This window comes from Blastopirellula retiformator, assembly GCF_007859755.1.
Lineage (GTDB): Bacteria > Planctomycetota > Planctomycetia > Pirellulales > Pirellulaceae > Blastopirellula > Blastopirellula retiformator.
Map to the genome: position 1 here is coordinate 493,613 of NZ_SJPF01000002.1, position 17,538 is coordinate 511,150.

16 protein-coding genes are annotated in these 17,538 nt (G+C 60.2%); 11 read left to right on the top strand and 5 right to left on the bottom strand.

Translation table 11 applies throughout. From position 1 onward, the window contains the following. The first annotated feature begins 23 nt into the window (after positions 1–23). The 7 genes from Enr8_RS09365 to Enr8_RS09390 all read left to right on the top strand — a co-directional run bounded on the left by Enr8_RS09365 (position 24) and on the right by Enr8_RS09390 (position 6,805). Positions 24–1,481, top strand: a complete 1,458-nt coding sequence (locus Enr8_RS09365; protein WP_146430766.1) for a DUF7133 domain-containing protein — start codon at positions 24–26, stop codon at positions 1,479–1,481. A 230-nt stretch (positions 1,482–1,711) separates the two neighbouring features. After that, entirely contained in the window at positions 1,712–1,909 is a 198-nt protein-coding gene (locus tag Enr8_RS25350) for a hypothetical protein (protein ID WP_186767537.1), read from the top strand. A gap of 88 nt (positions 1,910–1,997) precedes the next feature. Next, positions 1,998–3,395 (top strand): serine hydrolase, encoded by a 1,398-nt coding sequence (locus tag Enr8_RS09370; RefSeq protein WP_186767538.1) that lies wholly within the window; start codon positions 1,998–2,000, stop codon positions 3,393–3,395. Between the two features lie 22 nt (positions 3,396–3,417). Then, entirely contained in the window at positions 3,418–4,350 is a 933-nt protein-coding gene (locus tag Enr8_RS09375; RefSeq protein WP_146430769.1) for a hypothetical protein, read from the top strand. Between the two features lie 318 nt (positions 4,351–4,668). After that, on the top strand, positions 4,669–5,721 hold the full coding sequence (locus Enr8_RS09380; RefSeq protein WP_146431641.1) for a DUF1559 domain-containing protein: 1,053 nt from the start codon (positions 4,669–4,671) through the stop codon (positions 5,719–5,721). A 136-nt stretch (positions 5,722–5,857) separates the two neighbouring features. Continuing rightward, the gene (locus Enr8_RS09385) at positions 5,858–6,160 is read left to right on the top strand and encodes a hypothetical protein (RefSeq protein ID WP_146430770.1); all 303 of its coding nucleotides are present in this window, start codon (positions 5,858–5,860) and stop codon (positions 6,158–6,160) included. Between the two features lie 162 nt (positions 6,161–6,322). Beyond that, positions 6,323–6,805 (top strand): hypothetical protein, encoded by a 483-nt coding sequence (locus tag Enr8_RS09390; RefSeq protein WP_146430772.1) that lies wholly within the window; start codon positions 6,323–6,325, stop codon positions 6,803–6,805. A gap of 1,025 nt (positions 6,806–7,830) precedes the next feature. Here the strand turns inward: Enr8_RS09390 and Enr8_RS09395 are convergent. Both Enr8_RS09395 and murB read right to left on the bottom strand, forming a co-directional pair. Then, positions 7,831–8,730 carry a cell division protein FtsQ/DivIB gene (locus tag Enr8_RS09395; protein ID WP_146430773.1) on the bottom strand — a complete coding sequence of 300 codons (900 nt, stop codon included), beginning with the start codon at positions 8,728–8,730 and terminating at the stop codon, positions 7,831–7,833. 224 nt (positions 8,731–8,954) lie between these two features. Then, a complete protein-coding gene (gene murB / locus Enr8_RS09400) occupies positions 8,955–9,833 on the bottom strand; it encodes a UDP-N-acetylmuramate dehydrogenase (protein ID WP_146430774.1) in 879 nt (292 codons plus the stop codon). Positions 9,834–10,161: 328 nt separating this feature from the next. On the opposite strand from murB, the gene Enr8_RS26115 reads away from it, so the two are divergent. Next, entirely contained in the window at positions 10,162–10,656 is a 495-nt protein-coding gene (locus Enr8_RS26115; protein WP_246120017.1) for a hypothetical protein, read from the top strand. After that, a complete protein-coding gene (locus tag Enr8_RS26120) occupies positions 10,641–11,084 on the top strand; it encodes a TIM barrel protein (RefSeq protein WP_246120018.1) in 444 nt (147 codons plus the stop codon). Before Enr8_RS26115 ends, Enr8_RS26120 begins: the two co-directional genes overlap by 16 nt. Before the next feature lie 38 nt (positions 11,085–11,122). Here the strand turns inward: Enr8_RS26120 and Enr8_RS09410 are convergent, their stop codons facing one another. Beyond that, positions 11,123–11,941: a YkgJ family cysteine cluster protein gene (locus Enr8_RS09410; RefSeq protein WP_146430776.1), complete on the bottom strand. Its 819-nt coding sequence runs from the start codon at positions 11,939–11,941 to the stop codon at positions 11,123–11,125. Positions 11,942–12,627: 686 nt separating this feature from the next. Between Enr8_RS09410 and Enr8_RS09415 the strand changes: the two genes are divergently transcribed. Continuing rightward, positions 12,628–13,830, top strand: a complete 1,203-nt coding sequence (locus Enr8_RS09415) for a CinA family nicotinamide mononucleotide deamidase-related protein (protein WP_146430777.1) — start codon at positions 12,628–12,630, stop codon at positions 13,828–13,830. On the opposite strand, the gene Enr8_RS09420 is transcribed toward Enr8_RS09415, so the two are convergent. Together Enr8_RS09420 and aat are read right to left on the bottom strand one after the other, a co-directional pair. Further along, entirely contained in the window at positions 13,827–14,492 is a 666-nt protein-coding gene (locus tag Enr8_RS09420; protein WP_146430779.1) for a PEP-CTERM sorting domain-containing protein, read from the bottom strand. The genes Enr8_RS09415 and Enr8_RS09420 overlap by 4 nt on opposite strands. 195 nt (positions 14,493–14,687) lie before the next feature. Further along, positions 14,688–15,398, bottom strand: coding sequence for a leucyl/phenylalanyl-tRNA--protein transferase (aat, locus tag Enr8_RS09425; protein ID WP_146430780.1), 711 nt, complete (start codon positions 15,396–15,398; stop codon positions 14,688–14,690). 288 nt (positions 15,399–15,686) lie between these two features. On the opposite strand from aat, the gene dnaG reads away from it, so the two are divergent. Then, positions 15,687–17,528 carry a DNA primase gene (gene dnaG, locus Enr8_RS09430; protein ID WP_186767539.1) on the top strand — a complete coding sequence of 614 codons (1,842 nt, stop codon included), beginning with the start codon at positions 15,687–15,689 and terminating at the stop codon, positions 17,526–17,528. Positions 17,529–17,538 lie beyond the last annotated feature (10 nt).

The window sequence follows — 17,538 nt, forward strand, 5'->3', positions numbered from 1 at the left end:
TATCCATACCAAGAGCGATACTCATGCGAACCATTATCCTGACCATGCTGACCGTTTGCGTGGCCGCCGGTTTTGCGACCGCCGCCGAGCAAAGCGACTATTACAAGATCACCACGTTTGAGATTCCGGAAGATATCGTTCTGGAAGCAGGCGCCCTCGAATTTATGCCGAGCGGCGAACTGGCCGTCTCGTCGCGGCGCGGCGACATCTACATGGTGACCAATCCCTTCTCGGCCGATCCGGCCAAAGAGTCGGAGTTCAAACTCTTCGCCGGCGGACTGCACGAAGTGCTGGGTCTGGCCTATCGCGACGGCTGGCTCTACGTGACGCAGCGGTGCGAGATCTCGCGTTTGAAGGACGAAGATGGGGATGGCCAGGCCGACCTGTTCGAAACGGTTTGCGTGCCGTGGGAAATCAACGGCGACTATCACGAATACGCTTTCGGCTCGAAGTTCGACAAAGAGGGCTACATCTGGGCGCCGCTCTGCCTGACCGGTTCGTTCACCAGCCAGGTTCCCTTTCGCGGTTGGTGTTTCCGGATTTCGGCCGATGGCAAAGCGACGCCAACGGTGAGCGGCGTGCGTAGCCCCGGCGGCATCGGCATGAACGCCGCCGGCGACGTCTTCTATACCGATAACCAAGGCCCCTGGAACGGCACCTGCGGCTTGAAGCATCTGGTTCCCGGCAAGTTTGTCGGCCACCCTGGCGGCAACGATTGGTACAAGCTGGCTCCGAACATGGGCCCCCGTCCACAAGATCCCGAAAGCGGCAGCCGCTTTCATATCGAAGCCGAAAAGATTCCGGAATACCTGCCGGCCGCCGTGCTGTTCCCCTACGACAAGATGGGCAAATCGGCCAGCGGCGTCGAGGTCGATCGCTCTGGCGGCAAGTTCGGGCCGTTCTCTGATCAGATGCTGGTCGGCGATCAGTCGCACAGCACCGTGATGCGGGTCTTCATGGAAAAAGTGAACGGCCGTTACCAAGGGGTCTGCTTCCCGTTTCTGGAAGGAATCGCCTCGGGGACGCTGCCGCTGCTGATGAGCGAAACGGGCGACCTGTTTGTCGGCGGCACCAACCGCGGCTGGGGCTCGCGCGGCAACAAGCCGTTCTCGCTCGAGCGCGTCAACTGGACCGGTAAGACCCCGTTTGAAATCAAAGAGATGCGGGCCAAGCCGGATGGCTTTGAGTTGGAGTTCACCGAGCCGTGCGACGCCAAAACCTCCACCGCGGCCGACTCGTACCAGCTGACCACCTACACCTACATCTACCAGTCGAGCTACGGCAGCCCCGAAGTCGACCACACCAAACCGACGATCACCAAGGTCGAAAAGGTGAGCGACAAGACGGTCCGCCTGTATGTCGATGGCCTGCAAAAGGGGCACATCCACGAGCTGCACTCCCCAGGCGTCACCAGCGCCGACGGCCAGCCGCTGTGGCACGACGTCGCGTATTACACGTTGAACCAGATTCCGGCGAAGTAGAACTGGCCCGCCGCGTCCGCATGGCAATGCGGTTGCAATTTTGAAGAAACAGAAGCCCGCTTGTCGACGATCTCAGCAAGCGGGCTTTTTGGTAGCGGCTGCGAATGGAAATGCGCGCCCCGACGGTAGATCTCGAGAAGTAGCTCGCCAGGCTTCGCGGATAGGACTATGATCAAAATATGAATGCGACCAAATATCTCGCTCGAATTCTGGAACCAGTCACTCGAACGATGCCAATCGACTTTGCCCATCGCTTGGCCAATCTGCAGGCCGATGATGGAATCCAGCAGCGAATCACGATCCTGCGAGCGAAATCCAATCAGGGAATGCTTTCTCCTGACGAAGATGCTGAATACAAGGAAATGGTCGAGGCGATTGATGTCGTTTCCTACTTACAGGCGAAGGCAAGGGAGGTTCTCGCCCGATAGTCACCCGAAATTTGACTACGGAACGCGGATCATCTACCCTGCCAATCAGGCGCCAACTCTCTTTGATGATTCGAATCTGGCGGAAAACATGATCGGCACGACGCCCCTAGGGCTTCTCACGCTCCTTCTGCTCGGCCTGATCTCGGCGCTTTGGACAACCACCGCCAGCGCCGCTGATCTGGAAGGCAAGCGGATTGACGCCCTTGCGCAGCCCTACCTCGAAAGCGAAACGGTCGTCGGCATGTCGATCGGCGTCATTCAAGGGGATCAAACGATCGTCCGCGGTTATGGCCAACTGGCGGCTGACGATCCTCGGAAGCCTGATGAAAAAACGATCTACGAGATTGGCTCAGTCACCAAGACTTTCACGGGGCTGCTGCTGGCCGACGCCGTCGTGAAAGGAGAGGTGGAGCTCGACATGCCGATCCGGATCGCCTTTACCTCCGCGATCGACGTTCCGCAGCTCGAAAAAGAGGCTCCGATCCGGCTGGTTCACCTGGCGACGCACACCTCGGGCTTGCCCCGGATGCCCGACAACATCAACCCCGCCGATCCCAACAATCCGTACGCCGACTACGACGAAGCGTTGCTCCTCGACTTCCTGCAGAAACACAGGCTGCAAAAGTCGCCTGGCCAGGCGATCGCCTACTCGAACCTGGGCGCCGGTTTGCTCGGGACGCTGCTCGCCGCGCAGCTGCAGACCAAATACGCAACCTTGCTCGAGAACCGCATCGCCAAACCGCTCGCCATGCACGATACGCGAATCGCATTGACCGATTCGCAACAGTCGCGTCTCGCGCCGCCCCTCTATGGCGACGGGACGCCGGGACATGCCTGGGACTTTGACGCGCTGGCTGGCGCCGGGGCGATTCGCAGCGACGTCAGCGACCTGTTGAAGTACGCCCAGGCCTATCTCGATCCGCCGCAAGGCAAGCTGGGAGAAGCGATCGAAATCGCCTGGAAGCGGCGCCAGCAGCCGATCAAAAAGAGCGACTTCGCCATGGGGCTCGGCTGGCACATCGCCCACGACGGCCAGACGCGCTTTCATAGCGGCCAGACCGGCGGTTACCACTCGGCGATCTTCATCAACCGCCAACTGAACGTCGCCGTCGTCGTGCTGGCCAATACCGCCACCACCGAGATCGACGCTCTGGCCGAGCAACTCGTTCGCCTGGCCGCCGGCGCTGAAGAAGAGCCCCGCGAGTTCCCTCAGTACGCCAAGGTCTCCGCCGCCGACGTCAAACGCCTGGCTGGCCAGTACCAACTCGCCCCCGGCTTCGTCTTTGCCGTCACCGCCGAAGGAACCAAGCTGATGGTCGGGCTCACCGGACAGACCACGCACCCCGTCTATCCCAACAGCGAAACCGAGTGGCGCTACAAGGTAGTCGACGCCACGCTTACGTTTCAGCTCGACGAGTCCGGCAAATGCACCGCTGTCGAGCTGCTGCAGAATGGCGTTCGGCAAACGGCGAATCGCATTAAGTAGCGGGCCCAACGGACGTTCGATCATGTCACTCCTTCTGCAATGGCCGCACGACGTCGACCGCAGTTCAGATATAGGCGCTGACGTGGAGCTCAGCGAACTGTTCGATCAGGCAACCTCAGCCGGCGCGATGGTCCAGCTCGATCCCTACGCGAGTTTCTTCGAAATCGCGCAAGGTGGGCGAAAGGTGGAGTTGATACGACGCGGGCGCGGACGTCGGATCGTTCCGGGGCAACCAACTTCTGATCGCCAGCGGCTGTGGGAGGTGATTGTCCAAGACGACCTCGTCTACTTCCGGCTCGGCCCACTTTTCGGCATTGGGGCTTACGCCTGTGTGGTAATCGGAGAGGCGGACATCTGCGAGTTCGCCTTCCGCTGGCTCGATGGTCAGCCGCTTTCCGAAGCGGTAGGCGAGATCCAATTTTGGGATCGTAGTAGCCATAACGCGCCGCTGACAGTTTCACCATCCTTCGCGGCGGAATTGACGCAGAACCCGGCCGTTCTCCAGCCGCCGCAATGCCAGCACCACCATGACTACGACGCGGCAGAGATTCGCCAGCTCTTTCGTGAGATGTTAGGCGACGCTCAGTTTCACAAATTCTTGGTGGCAATGCCGCATGACGTAACGGGACAAAAACTGCGCTATTGGCAACAAGAAGCCTGGGAGCAGTTTCAGACCAACTATCCTGCGATCCGGCTCACCTTTCCCGAATTGGTCGCCATCTTCCGCATTTGCCAACTGCATGGCTCCGAACTCGTTCAGAAGCAGGTTAAAGTCTTTCAAGGCTGCGTCGACTATGCCCACGAGTATTGGGAGCAACGACGCAAGCTCTTCCCCAACGCGCCGCTTCCTCTTTTCTCAACCGAGGGTCGCACCATGCAAAAACAGTCGACCGCCATCTGGTATTGCCCTGAATGCGAGCGGGTCGAGCGTGAGTCGAAATGGCAAGGCGGGTGACGTGGCAACGGCGCCCCTGCTTTCTCTGAATGGCGAAAAGGGACTCACGCGAACACCCATAGAGTAAATTTTCTTTGTAAACATCTCTTTCGTTTTCCTGCAGCGCTTTCCGTCACTAAACACCCGCAATGGGGCATCTAAGGACGTCTTTCGTCCGCAAAAAAGAATCTCCCCTCCGCTTTTCGCTTAACGTCACTTCCATTTGGCGTTTACGACCCATCCAACGCCACCCATACTAAGGAATTAGCCCTTCTATTTTTCTGCGACGTAAGACGTGTCGTCTGCGCGCTCCATCCAAATCTGACCCCCGATCGTATCATGCCCCAGAAAAATCGTGCTGGCTTCACGCTTGTGGAGCTGTTGGTGGTGATCGCCATTATCGGCGTGTTGATTGCGCTATTGTTGCCCGCGGTTCAGCAGGCCCGTGAAGCCGCTCGCCGCATGCAGTGCACCAACAACCTGAAGCAGCTTGGTCTGGCGTTTCACAACTACCACGACACCTACAACACGCTGCCGGCGATGAACTATCGCCCGACCAGCAAGAACTCGTACCTCGGCTATGGCGCCCTGGTCCGGATTTTGCCCTTCATTGAAGAAGGCAATCTCTACGATCAACTGCAGACCGCGTCCAACAACTTTGGCAACACGTGGGCCAGCGGTTCGGTGACCACCATTCGCCGGATCGCCGTCGAATCGTTCAAGTGCCCATCCGATCAAGACTATCCCGGCAACACCACCACCGGCGGCTGGCACGATGGACCTGGCTGTAACTATGGCGTCAGTTTCGGCTCAACCAAGAGCTGGACGTCGGTCAACAATCAGAACGGCATGTTCCGCGGGCCGATCGGCTGGGACTCGACCAACATGGTCGAAACGGGACAGAAGCCCGAGCTTGGTTTCAACTCTGTGACCGACGGGCTCAGCAACACGCTGCTCGCCTCCGAGCACCTGGTCGGCGACGACAACGACAACGTCCTGGCGCCCGGCAAGACCTCGGAACCGCGCGAAGCCGGCACCGTCAGCTGGAACCAATATCCGACCCAGGCCGAAATCGACGCGTTTGGCGCCACCTGCGAGTCGGCCACCGGCCACAACGGCACCAACGGCCAGCACTGGGTGATGTCGCTGCCGACGCAAACCGCGCTCAACACGATCGCCCCGCCCAACTGGAAGTATCCCAACTGCCAGATGGCCAGCAGCGGCATCGCGTCAGATCGCGACGGCGTCTACGCTCCCCGCAGTCGCCACCCTGGCGGCGTCGTCTGCGTCGCTGGCGATGGCTCGACGAAGTTCATCACCGAGACGATCGATCTGTCGGCCTGGCAGCGATTTGGCGGCCGCGACGATGGCCAGGTTTTTGAACTGCCGTAATCGCGCCAATCACGGCTAATCGTTCTACTTTCTTCTGCAACCGGTTCTGCGCCGCATGCCGCCAGAACCGGTCTCGCCCGATCGAGTCCCTGATCGTATCGCGGCGGCTTCCGCATCTCACACAAGGATCTCGCCCATGGCGACGTCAATTCGCATTGCAGCCCTGTTGTTGATTGGCCTGGTCCTCGGTTGCCAACCTGCCGGCACGCCGGTTCCCCAAGACGTCATTCCCATCCCCGACCTGATCCGCCAAGACTTGGAAACGATCGTGCAAACGAACCAGGTCGGCAGCGAGATGGTGACGATCGACGAGAACCTCACCAAGCTGGCCGAAACCGAACCCGAAAAAGCGGAAGCCCTCCGCAAAGAATACGACAAGCTAAACAGCCCCGGCGGCTCGCCTGCGGCCAAAGCGAAGAAGATGATGAGCAAGCTGTAAAGCTTGCTGGTTCGAAGCGACGGCTCGCGACAAAAAGGAGCCCGCGCCCACCGCGATCGCTCCTTTCGAACCGTCGAATCGCCAGGCGCCGCTACTTCTTCGGAATCGCAAAGTCAACGTCGCCGCCGCCGGTGGCCTGCCCCGTTTGAACTAGCGGAACGCATGAATTCGACATCGCCAGAAGAGTCCCCGTTTGCCTCGGCGCAGGTCGTCGCGACCAGCGCCGTCTCCGCCCGGTCGCGCACCCTCGACACGCTTGTCTTCGTGGTGAACTTTTCGGTCGCGATCCTGGTTCTCGCCTCCTGCATCATCTCCGTCGTAGTGGCCAGCAATCCATTCGCCTTTCTCGGAGGCCTCATTGTGATCCTACCGGCCGTCGGGTACGCCGCCCTGGAATGGTGTTGCTGGTATCGTCGCAGGCATTGGCTGTCGGCCCCGCTCGGCGCGATGAACCTGGCCGGGGCCTTGTTTTTTCTATTCGGACTGGCTGCCAATTTCGCCGAAATGCTAACCGCCAGAGATCCGGTCGACGCCAGCCTACTAATCTTTGTGGGATTGGCGTGTGGGCTGCCGGCGATTTATCTGGGAATTACCGGTTGGCGACGTTTGCGGTCCGTTTTTCAGGGAGGAACGTCGGCGGCGTAGTGCGGGCCGCGATATAACGCCGGCAGTTATCCAATCACCGTCATCTTCGAGCCTTCTGCTCATGCTCGCCGCAGAGCCAACGCGCAAGCGAACGCGACGCAGCGACTCCGACGCAGTTCAATCAACTCAAAAACTCGCGCGATGGGGCTCGTCGGAACGTTGACCCGAAGTCATGCCGTTGTTCCTAAAATTGCTTGACAAAGCGCACGGATTTGTGGTCGATTTCGGGGTGCGGATTGGCTGGAGCGGCAGTGGTTTTCTGCGCAGTGTTTTGCGCTATCTGCTCCGTGATCGGTTCGTTTGCTCTTTGAAAATTTGGGGGCGAAGGAAGCGGCGTTACGCTCTCCTTGGGATCCGCCTCGGCGGGCCTGGAAAAAAACGGGGCGGTCCAGTCCACTTCGGCGCGTGAAAAAAAGAAATGGTCGGGTCCAGTCCTCAGCCCTGAAGGGGCGGCGCTAAAGTAGCCCGGGGTTGGGCGCTCCGAGAAATTCGCGGGAGCCCTGTAGGGGCGCGCTAATGGGTGGCGAAAAAAACTTCGCGGTCCAGTCCACTCATCGGCGGACTTGGATGCATCTGGGGTGCTGGCGGCTCATTGATGCGAAAAAGTGCGCGGGGGTGGTTCACAGAATGGGGCAACCAGGGTGTTTAGGGGCCCATCGCGGCAGTTTGGGTAATTGATTTACCGGTTCTGGAGAAAAAACAGTTTGGTCCAGTCCACTACCGAGTGAAAAAAGTGCGCGCGGTGGTCCAGTCCTTTTGCTGAGTTGGGTCGTTAGATCGCCCTTTCAGGGCTTCGGTTCGATTGGCCGTGGTGACCCGGGGCTGCGTCGCCGGGGGCGGCTTCACCCCCGGGCTGCTTTAGTTCGCCCCGTTGGGGCTGAGGAAAAATGTGCGCCGCGGTCCAGTCCGGCGGTCCAGTCGGGTTGCTTGCGGCGGTTTGGGCGGGGCTAAGACACGCTCTTCTCGCGAAGACGCGATAAGAACATGGCACCAGGGAGAATGCATGGCGCAAAGGTAGAGAATTGCTACCGGGCGGCGGGTGCGGTGTTGGCGCTTAGTTCGGCCGGGGTTCTCAGGTCGATTTGGCCGGCGGCGATTTGGGTTTGTTGCATCGCGACCAGCATGCCGACTTTTTGGGCGGCGCTGTTTTCGTGGGGACGTTCGGCGCCGGGGGCGCTGCCCCAGATCAGATGGCCGCCTTCAACCGTGTGCAGTTCATAAATGTTGCGGCCTTCGTCGCTGCCGGCGGCGACGATGCGGTGAAAGCCGAGTCGCGACCAAACTCCGCCCAGCGCCGCCGCGATGCGGGCCGATTCGGCGACGCGATCGTCGCCCCATGGCAGGCCGGGCTTTTTGGTCGCTTCGGGAGCGGCGCCGCCGATGTTGATCCTGGGGTAATACTTGGCGTTCTCAACCAGAAACTCATTGCCGTCACCGGGCAGAATGACGCCATCGATATCAACCGGGACCATGCCCCATTTGGCGCCTCCCCGAAAATCCCCTTTGACTTCGACCATCGCCACTGGTTGACGATACTGAACGTCGACCAGAACCTTGGTCGGGTAATACTTGACGACCCGGTCGACCGACTTGATCCAGGGGTTTTCGGCCCCTTCGATCGCCTTGGCGATCGTTTGGGTGACGTCGCGATCACGGACATCGTACGTTTTTTCGTCGGCGAACAGAACTTCGGCGACTTGCTGCAGCACTCCCTGGTCGATCCAGTCAGGCGGCGAGCTAAAGGAGATGCGATCTTTGTTGACCACATACAGGTCTTCTGTTTCGTTCGACTTGACCGAACGCGAAAGCGCGACCGCGCCGCCGATGAAGAGAACGACCATCAAGGCGCAGATCCAAAGCTGGCGCCCCAGCGGATCGGCCAAACCGAAACGCGTTGGCGCGGCGTTGCGCGTCGGACGACTCACCCCTGGTTGCTCCCTACTTGAGAAGATGCCGCTGGCCGATCAGGCCGCCGTCACCGCGATCGCAGCGAACGACAAACCTTCATTCGATAAAATCGGCCGCGGGATATCTCGAACATTAGACCATCCAGACCAGAATCTAACGGAGCTTGCGTTCCCCTTAGATTCGCTTTGCCAAAGACGAACGAGGCGCTGCATTCGCCCCTCGATCATCGGGTCGTCGGGGCTTACCAGATGGTAAGCCCGGTCGTCAGCTCGATGCCGAAGACTTCGTGCACGCGGCTGCGAACCAGTTCCATCAGCTGCTGCACATCGGTCGCTTTGGCGCCCGGCCCGGCGACGACGAAGTTGGCGTTGCGATCCGATAGCTTGACGGCGCCAACCGAAGCGTCGCGGAGGCCTGCTTGCTCGATCAAGCTAGCGGCGCTGACGTCGGCCGGATTACGGAAGAGGATCGCGATGTTTTGCTCGGGCAGCGGCTCGGCGGCTCGTTTGACGATCCACTGCTTTTGCATGCGGCGGGTCAGTTCGGCGGCGTCGCCCGTTTCGAGCTTGAGCTGGGTGGCGAGGATGGCGAACTCGTCGAGGTTGCTTTCGCGATACGAGAAGCGGAGTTCGCCGCCGGCACACTTTTTGACTTCTCCATCGGCGGTCATGACGTCGACGCTCGAAACCCAGCGGCCGACGTCTTCGCCATTGTTACCGGCGTTGCCGCGGAGGGCGCCGCCGACGGTACCGGGGATGCCGACCAGCGACTCAAGCCCCGCCAGGCCGAGGCCGACGGTGGTCGAAACGACGCTCGCCAGACGAGCGCCGCCGCCGCAGTGGACGCTGGCGCCGTCGACTTCGATGTTCGAGAAAGAAGGATGGCTCAGCCGGACCACAACGCCGCTGATTCCCTCGTCGCGGATCAGCAGATTGGATCCCCCCCCTAGTAAGCGGACCGACTTCTCCTGCTCGCGGCAACGTTTGAGCAGCGCGGCAAGCTCCGCGGTATTGTTCGGTTCGGCGAAATACTCCGCCGTGCCGCCGATCCGTAGCCACGCGTACGAGGCCAACGGTTCCTGCGTCCGCACAAAATGCTCAAATCCTTCGCAAAAATCCATGAGAGGTCGTTCCTTTGGCTCCGTCAGTGGTGATTTCGGTCGGTTCATTAAACCGGGGCGCGGCGGCGTTGACAATGTCGCTAACAGTCCGTTGATTTTCTCGACGGACTGCGTGATCGCACGGATGCGATCGCAAAATAACGACTTACGTCGCTATTTTGCGAGCCGCGAAGAGCTACGCTCTGAGCCTGGCGAGGTTGAATAATGCCACGATGGCATTATTCAACAGGCAGCTAAGCCCCATGCAAGCCGAGGAATTGCACCTTACGTCGTGGCGGTTTAGGCTAGAACGGTTCCTGACCCACCCACCCGCCAATGGATATCCGCTATGAATCCCCCCTCTCGTGACGACCAGAACGCTCGCTATTCTCGCCGCTCGATGCTGGCCGCCGGTGTGGCTGGCGCCGTTGGCGGCGCCTGTGCGACTTCGCTCAACTCGGTCGCCAAGGCGGAGGAGGCGAAGGTGGCGCCGGGCGTCAAAAATGGCCGGATCAATCAATCGATCGTGCCGTGGTGCTTCAAGCCGATGTCGCTGGAAGATTTGTGCGGGCACGCCACGCGTCTGGGGATGAAGTCGATCGAGCTACTGCAGCCGAAGGATTTCCCGACGCTTAAGAAGCATGGCCTGGTCTGTGCGCTGACCAGCTCGCACGGCTTCGTCAAAGGTTGGAACGACCCGGCCAACCACGACTACTGCCGTGAGATCATGACCAAGAACATCAACGCCACGGCCGACGCCAACTTCCCCGCAATCATCACCTTTAGCGGCATGCAAAACGAGCTGACCGACGAAGAAGGAAAGAAGAAATGGTCGCCGGGCTGAAGACGATCATGGGCCTGGCCGAAAAGCGGGGCGTGAACGTCTGCATCGAGCCGCTCAACACGCGGGTCGACGTCGAGATGAAGGGACACCCCGGCTATCAATGCGACACGATTGAATGGGCGGCCGATGTGTGCGACGCGGTCGGTTCGCCGCGGCTGAAGATCCTCTTCGACATCTATCACACCCAGATCATGGAAGGGGACGTGATCGTCCGGATCAATCAGTTCAAAGACTACATCGCCCACTACCACACCGCCGGCGTGCCGGGGCGCAACGAGCTGGACGACAACCAAGAGCTGAACTACCCGGCGATTATGAAAGCGATCGTTGCGACCGGCTACCAAGGTTACGTCGGCCAAGAGTTCATCCCGCGGAACAAAGACATGGTCGCGTCGCTGGAAGCGGCGGTGCAGTTGTGCGACGTTTAGGTGATGGCGTAACAAGAGCATGGCGCCATATTGATGGCCTAGCGGCGGTTGGTGCGGCGGCGGGCTTTTTTCAGGAAGTGCGGCTTCTTGACGCTGGTATGCGGGGCGTCGAGTCGCGGCCACGAGTGGGCCTCGGTGCATTGGGCCGCGGCGAAGATGTCTTCCTTGGCCAGGTACCGCCGCCAAGCGTTGGGCGCGTTTAACGCGCAGAGCACGGCCGAGTTCAGTTCGTACAGATTGCCGTCGAGCCCTTCCGCGACCAAGGCCCGCTGCAAGGCGCCGGAGACGCCCATCGTCGCCGCCTTCGCAGCGCGATCGATCGGCACTTTGCCGTCGGCTTGTTCGAGCGCTACCAGTTCGGCCGCCGACTCGCAGGCCTGCTGATCGAACGAATGGACGCCGGCGCAGACCAGCGGCCGGGCCGGGTAGATCATACAAGCGCCATCCATGCCGAGTAGTCCGCAGCCGAGGCGTTTGGTTTGCGACTCTTCGCGCGTCATCATGGCGCGGCGAATGGCGAGCTTCTCGAGCCGGTCGCGCACCGATTCGACTTGCTCAGGCGACAGGCACATCGCAACGTACTCGGCGGCGGCGATCGCCTCGAGCGGCGTCACATCGATCGCCACCGTAAAGCAACAGGCGGCGCAACCTTGACGGCAGGCCCGCATCGGCGCCGTCAAACTTTCGGTCAGCGGATCAGGCTGCAAGCCGCGCAGGGTATCGATCACATCAAGCGACTCGCCCTGGTGCAGCTCGCGCAGGACGCTCGGAAGATCTTGTTTGACGCGGGCAACCGCCGCTTCGAACGCTCGGCGCGCATCGCCGCCCGCTTGGATTTCTTCGATCAGAGAGTTCATTTCGGTCGCTCACGGAGAGACACATGAGGGGGCGCAGAAGGATTTTTCGGCAGCAGGCCGGAGCCAAGGAGAAGGAATCGACGCTCCGGGGCGGCTTTCGCCCTAATGACGCATCGTCATAGCGCCTCGCAAAGATTTGCCGGCTAGCGACCTTTGCCGCGTTGATTCGCCTGGTTCGCTTACGGCGAGTTCGCCTTTCGGCTAGTAGACGCCGCTTGGCATGGCAGGAACCTGCGCGATCGCGCGGCCAGAAGGCGGAACCGCGCAGTCGGCGTTCGGCAGGCCGCAATATTCCCATCTCGCTGTTTCCCCCCAAAAAATCGGGATGATTGCAGAAGTGCAAGAGCGAAGTCACCAACACTTGGGCTTTCGTAAACTTGGCCTTGCTGATTCGTAATCTCGCTCAAGTCATCCCCCGAAACGTCATCGTGCAGCTACGCAGCCGACAAAGCGAAGAGCAAACCTCCAAGGCTCTTCGCCGCCAGCAATAACGGGTTTCGAGGCGAATGACTCGCAGTATTATTCCAAGGTTGGGCGCCGGGGCAGACGCCCAGCCCTGGATGAGACGTTCCCGTTCGGCTGCCGAATTCTTGTCGCTTCGCTGGCGACGCCGACTTGTCAGACTCTGGCCGCTGGCCGAAACTTGAGCTACTTCCTCTCTTGTAGCCCCTTGGGACATCTTTCGCATGCGTGCAGAAATCGTGGCGATCGGCGACGAACTTACCAGCGGTCAACGTCTCGATACCAACTCGCAGTGGCTCAGCCAGCAGCTGGGAAATCTTGGCATCTCGGTTGGATTTCATACGACCGCCGCCGATGATCTGGCGCCGCTGGTCGATTGTCTACGAATCGCCGCGGATCGAGCCGAAATCATCCTGGTCAGCGGCGGCCTGGGCCCAACCGCCGACGATTTGACCCGCGAGGCGATCTCACTGGCGTTTGAACGACCTTTGGCGCTGGACGCCGAAAGCCTGGCGCAGATCGAGCGGCGATTCGCCTCGCGAGGGACGACGATGCCCGAGCGCAATCGCGTCCAGGCGATGTTCCCAACCGGTTGCCAGGTGATCCCCAACCCCAACGGCACCGCGCCCGGCATCGATTTGACGCTCGATCGCAGCGGCCGCACGGTGCGGCTGTTCGCGCTGCCTGGCGTGCCGATCGAACTGAAGGAGATGTGGGCGCAGACGGTCGCGGCCGCGATAGGCGGCACTTCGACCGCGCCGACCAAGGTAATCCGCCACTACGAACTCAAATGTTTTGGCGTGGGCGAAAGTCGGCTAGAAGAGATGCTGCCGGACATGATCCGCCGCGGTCGCGAGCCGCAGGTCGGCATCACCGTGCATCAGGCGACGATTACGCTGCGGGTGACCACCAACGGCAAAGATGACGTCGAGTGCCAGGCACAAGCCCAGCCGACGCTGGATGAGATCCGGACGATCCTGGGCCCGCTGGTCTTTGGCGAGACCGGCGACGAACTGCAAGATGCGGTTGGCCGGATGCTGGCGGCGGCCAATCAGACGGTTGCCTGCTGCGAGTCGGCGACTGCTGGCTTGATCGCACTATTGCTGAGCGAATCGCCGACCGCCGCTCCTCAATTTCGCGGCGGCCGTATCGCCCCGCAGTTGGAAGCGTACGTCGACAAGGGGGGCGAGAGCAGCCAGGCGCTGGCTGAGCAGGCGGCTCAAAAGATAAAAGCCGAATCGGCGAGCGATTATGGCGTGGCGATCGGGCCCATCGACGACAGCGGCAACTACCACTTTGCCGTCGCCGATCAACAAGGGGTGATCAGCAACGCGTCGCAAACGGTCGGCCATCCCGAAATCCATCGACCTCGCGCAGCGAAGCAGGCGCTTGACCTGCTCCGCCAACGAATGATGTCTGCAGGCTAAGCGGTTCGCTTGGCGCGGCGTCGACGCCGCACGACGACCAAGCCCAGCACGCCGGCACCCATCCCCAACAGCGTCAACGACGACGGTTCCGGCACGGTGATTGGCGAGAATGACGCCGAGAAACGCAGGTTTCCGACATTCGCCCCGTAGTCCCACGCCGAGTCATTCTGAGGGTCGCCTGAGTGATTCCAAGCAAAGTACCCGATCCCTGGCTCGCTCGTCCCCAACGCTACGTCAGTAGATCCCGTCGGCGAATCGCCATAGACGCTAAGGTAGGCGACGTATTGTTCGCCGGCCACGACGCTGACGTTCGGCGAGAACGTGTAGGCTCCCCCAACAATGGAGTCATCGGTGGCGCTCGTGTAAAGGTTGTATGACTCGCCATAGCCGGTATCAAACGTCGCTGGCCCGTTCCACTCGCCGACAGCGCCATGCAATTCGCCAACGCCGCTGACCAAATAGATCGTAAACGAGTCAAGCGTGCCGGTGATCGGCGCCGTAAAGACCTGACCATAGGTTTGGCTGCCGGAAAGACCAAAAGGACCAATGTCGCCGCCGGTGGCGGAGTTCTCTAAAATCACATCGGCAAAGAGATGAGAGCTGGCCGTCGACATCAGAAGGCCGATCGCGATGCAGGTTGTGGCGACGATTTTCAAACGCATTGTCCATTTGCTCCAAATACGTCAGTGCAGTTATCGGCGGCCCGCACCATTCGAGGAAAGTCCCGTAAGACCCAACTTAGAGGAATCGTCGACCGTTTCCATCCAAAAACTGGCTGCATCGACTATTTTCCCGATCTCTTTTCGGGAGCTTAACTGCACAACCGCTCGCATTCCGAAGCACGCCGGCAAGCTGTATTACTCGGGCAAAGAAGCCAGGATTTGCGGAATGTCGGCAGCCGCGAATTCGAGTTCACCGCCAAACTGGACTGGCAGACGGACCGCCTCGGCAAGTCGCTGCAGATAGATGCGACGAGAAATCTCGCTTGCTCCCATTCGCCCGGTATGGGGAGTCCATTGCTGAATATCGAAGAGTTGATAGCCACGGACATTGAGATGGGCGATCAGCGTCGCCAACGCCACCTTCGACGCGTCAGTTACCTCATGGAACATCGACTCGCCGGCGAACGCCCCGCCGACGCTGACGCCATAGATGCCGCCCGCCAGTTCTTCCCCCTGCCAGACCTCGATACTGTGGGCGTGCCCCTCTTCATGCAGATTGCAGAACGCTTTGAACATGTGGGGGGTGATCCAAGTTCCATCGCCACTCTTGCGGCGACGCGAGCACCCCCGCATCACATCCGCAAAGGCCTGATCGCAGGTCGCGGTGAACTGCCCGCTGCGGAGGGTTCGGGCCAACCGCCGCGAAATGTGCAGCCCGTCCAGCTCGATAATCGCCCGGGGATCGAGCGAAAACCAGGTCATCGGCAGCCAGTCGTCCCACATCGGCCACGGGAAGATCCCATGAGCGTATGCATCTAGCAGCCGCTCGGCCGATAAATCGCCGCCGATCATGACCAGACCTTGCTCGTCGGCCGAATCGGCGGGGGGAAAAAACTTGGGCGTCATCTGCTGGTCCGTGGTTTCCGCATGGGACTTGCTCTTTCCAAATTGTGCTGGACAATAGACTTAAGAGCAATCGGCAATCGCTGGCAAAAAACGTGTCGGCAGCTGAATTACTCAACTTGACTCGGAATCGCCAAAAAGCATAAATTGCTCCCACTCGCCATGGAAGGCGAATACGGCGACCAACTTACGTCGCATTTGAGCCTGGCAAGGAGCCGACTCAAAAGACGCCAATCGCCGTAGCTGACGAGTGAGGAAATTTTTCCTCCGGCAGAAGAAAGGGAATTCAACGTGACACTGGACGACTCACGCGAGCAAGTACGCCAGGCCTCCGATATCTCGGATGTCTTGGGCGGTTACTTGCCGCTGACGCGCCAAGGTCGCATCTATCTGGCTCTCTGCCCCTGGCACAACGACAGTCGCCCCAGTTTGCAGGTCAACCCAGACCGACAATCGTGGCGTTGTTGGGTCTGCGGCATCGGCGGAGACGTCTTCAGCTTTGTCATGCGTCGCGAAGGGATCGATTTTCGGGAAGCGCTGGAGCTGCTGGCCGAACGAGCCAACATTTCGCTCACCAAAGCGGGCCCCACGCAGCCGGGCTCGCCCAACGACAAAAAGACGCTGTTCTCCGCGACCGCGTGGGCGGAACGGTTGTTCATGAAGTATCTCGCGAATGCTCCAGAGGCGGACGCCGCCCGGCGGTACTGCCACGACCGCGGCATTTCGCAAGATTCGGTCAATCGCTTCCACGTCGGCTACGCCCCCGATCAATGGCAGTGGCTGGTCGACCAGGCGCGCTCGACCGAGTTCTCGACCGCCGTGCTAGAAAAGACCGGCCTGATCGGACTAAGCAGCAACTCGGGCAAGCCGTACGATCGCTTCAAGGGCCGGGTGATCTTTCCGATTCATGACGTGCAAGGCCGCACCATTGGCTTCGGCGGTCGTATCCTGCCGGGCAACCAAGATCCGCGGGCGGCCAAATACGTCAATTCGCCCGAAACGAAGCTCTTCTCGAAGAGCGATAATCTGTACGCCCTCGATCTGGCTCGCGACGCGATTGTCGAATCGCGAGCGGCGATCGTCGTCGAAGGGTACACCGACGTGATCGCGCTGCAGCAAGCCGGCATCCGCAACGTGGTGGCGGTGCTGGGAACGGCCCTGGGCCAACGACATATTCATCTGCTGCGTCGCTATGCCGACCGCATTTATCTGCTGCTCGACGGCGACGAAGCGGGCCAGCGACGGACCAACGACATTTTGGAACTGTTCGTCTCGGAACAAGCCGACCTGCGAATCGTCACCCTGCCCGATCAGCTAGACCCGTGCGATTTCGTGCAGCAGCGCGGCGTCGACGCGTTCAACGGCGCCTTGGAACTGGCGGTCGACGCGTTGGAGCACAAACTGCGGATCACCACTGCCGGCGTCGACGTTCGCCGCGATTTACACAAAGCGAACGAAGCGCTGGAGAGCTTGCTCTCGACGATGGCTCGCGCCCCGCGCCTGCAGGATGGCGCCGGTTCGGAAGTTCGTCTGCGAGAACACCAGTTTCTCAGCCGCTTGGCTCGCAAGTTTGAAGTTGATGAGCCAGAGCTGCGCAAGCGTCTATCGGCCCTCCGCCGCGCGACGCACGCCGTCTCGGATCATTCGCCGATCGATCACGAGGAAGAAAACCTGAAGCTGCGTACCGGGGACCTGAATCCGTACGATCGCAACTTCCTGGAAGTATTGGCCGTGCAGCCCGATCTGACCATGTTGGCCGCCGACGAGATCGGCGTTGACGACATGAGCAGTGAAGGGGCGCGACGGCTATATCAGACATTTATCGACGCTTGCCAGGACGGCGCGTCGGTCGAATTCAATCAAGTGCTGACCGGGATTGAATCGGAGTCGCTGAAAGGCTTGTTGGTGGAACTCGACGAGCAAGCGGCGGCGAAGAACATTACCGATCCCGAAACGCTGCTGAAATCATTCATTGCGGACTACCAGCGCCGCTTTGAAGAACGAGAGCATCGCAACAAAGTTGCCGCTCTCGATGACAAGACGATCGAGGGGCAGGACGAGATGGATCTCCTGCAACAAATGATCGAACGTCAACGAAGTCGACAGGGAATCGTTTCTCCCACGGACGGGTAGAACTGTCGAC

What these genes read in the sequence shown, in the direction of transcription:
- Enr8_RS09365 (WP_146430766.1), top strand. Translation starts at nt 24, where the DNA reads ATGCGAACCATTATCCTGACCATGCTGACCGTTTGCGTGGCCGCCGGT.
- Enr8_RS25350 (WP_186767537.1), top strand. Translation starts at nt 1,712, where the DNA reads ATGCCAATCGACTTTGCCCATCGCTTGGCCAATCTGCAGGCCGATGAT.
- Enr8_RS09370 (WP_186767538.1), top strand. Translation starts at nt 1,998, where the DNA reads ATGATCGGCACGACGCCCCTAGGGCTTCTCACGCTCCTTCTGCTCGGC.
- Enr8_RS09375 (WP_146430769.1), top strand. Translation starts at nt 3,418, where the DNA reads ATGTCACTCCTTCTGCAATGGCCGCACGACGTCGACCGCAGTTCAGAT.
- Enr8_RS09380 (WP_146431641.1), top strand. Translation starts at nt 4,669, where the DNA reads ATGCCCCAGAAAAATCGTGCTGGCTTCACGCTTGTGGAGCTGTTGGTG.
- Enr8_RS09385 (WP_146430770.1), top strand. Translation starts at nt 5,858, where the DNA reads ATGGCGACGTCAATTCGCATTGCAGCCCTGTTGTTGATTGGCCTGGTC.
- Enr8_RS09390 (WP_146430772.1), top strand. Translation starts at nt 6,323, where the DNA reads ATGAATTCGACATCGCCAGAAGAGTCCCCGTTTGCCTCGGCGCAGGTC.
- murB (WP_146430774.1), bottom strand. Translation starts at nt 9,833, where the DNA reads ATGGATTTTTGCGAAGGATTTGAGCATTTTGTGCGGACGCAGGAACCG.
- Enr8_RS26115 (WP_246120017.1), top strand. Translation starts at nt 10,162, where the DNA reads ATGAATCCCCCCTCTCGTGACGACCAGAACGCTCGCTATTCTCGCCGC.
- Enr8_RS26120 (WP_246120018.1), top strand. Translation starts at nt 10,641, where the DNA reads ATGGTCGCCGGGCTGAAGACGATCATGGGCCTGGCCGAAAAGCGGGGC.
- Enr8_RS09410 (WP_146430776.1), bottom strand. Translation starts at nt 11,941, where the DNA reads ATGAACTCTCTGATCGAAGAAATCCAAGCGGGCGGCGATGCGCGCCGA.
- Enr8_RS09415 (WP_146430777.1), top strand. Translation starts at nt 12,628, where the DNA reads ATGCGTGCAGAAATCGTGGCGATCGGCGACGAACTTACCAGCGGTCAA.
- Enr8_RS09420 (WP_146430779.1), bottom strand. Translation starts at nt 14,492, where the DNA reads ATGCGTTTGAAAATCGTCGCCACAACCTGCATCGCGATCGGCCTTCTG.
- aat (WP_146430780.1), bottom strand. Translation starts at nt 15,398, where the DNA reads ATGACGCCCAAGTTTTTTCCCCCCGCCGATTCGGCCGACGAGCAAGGT.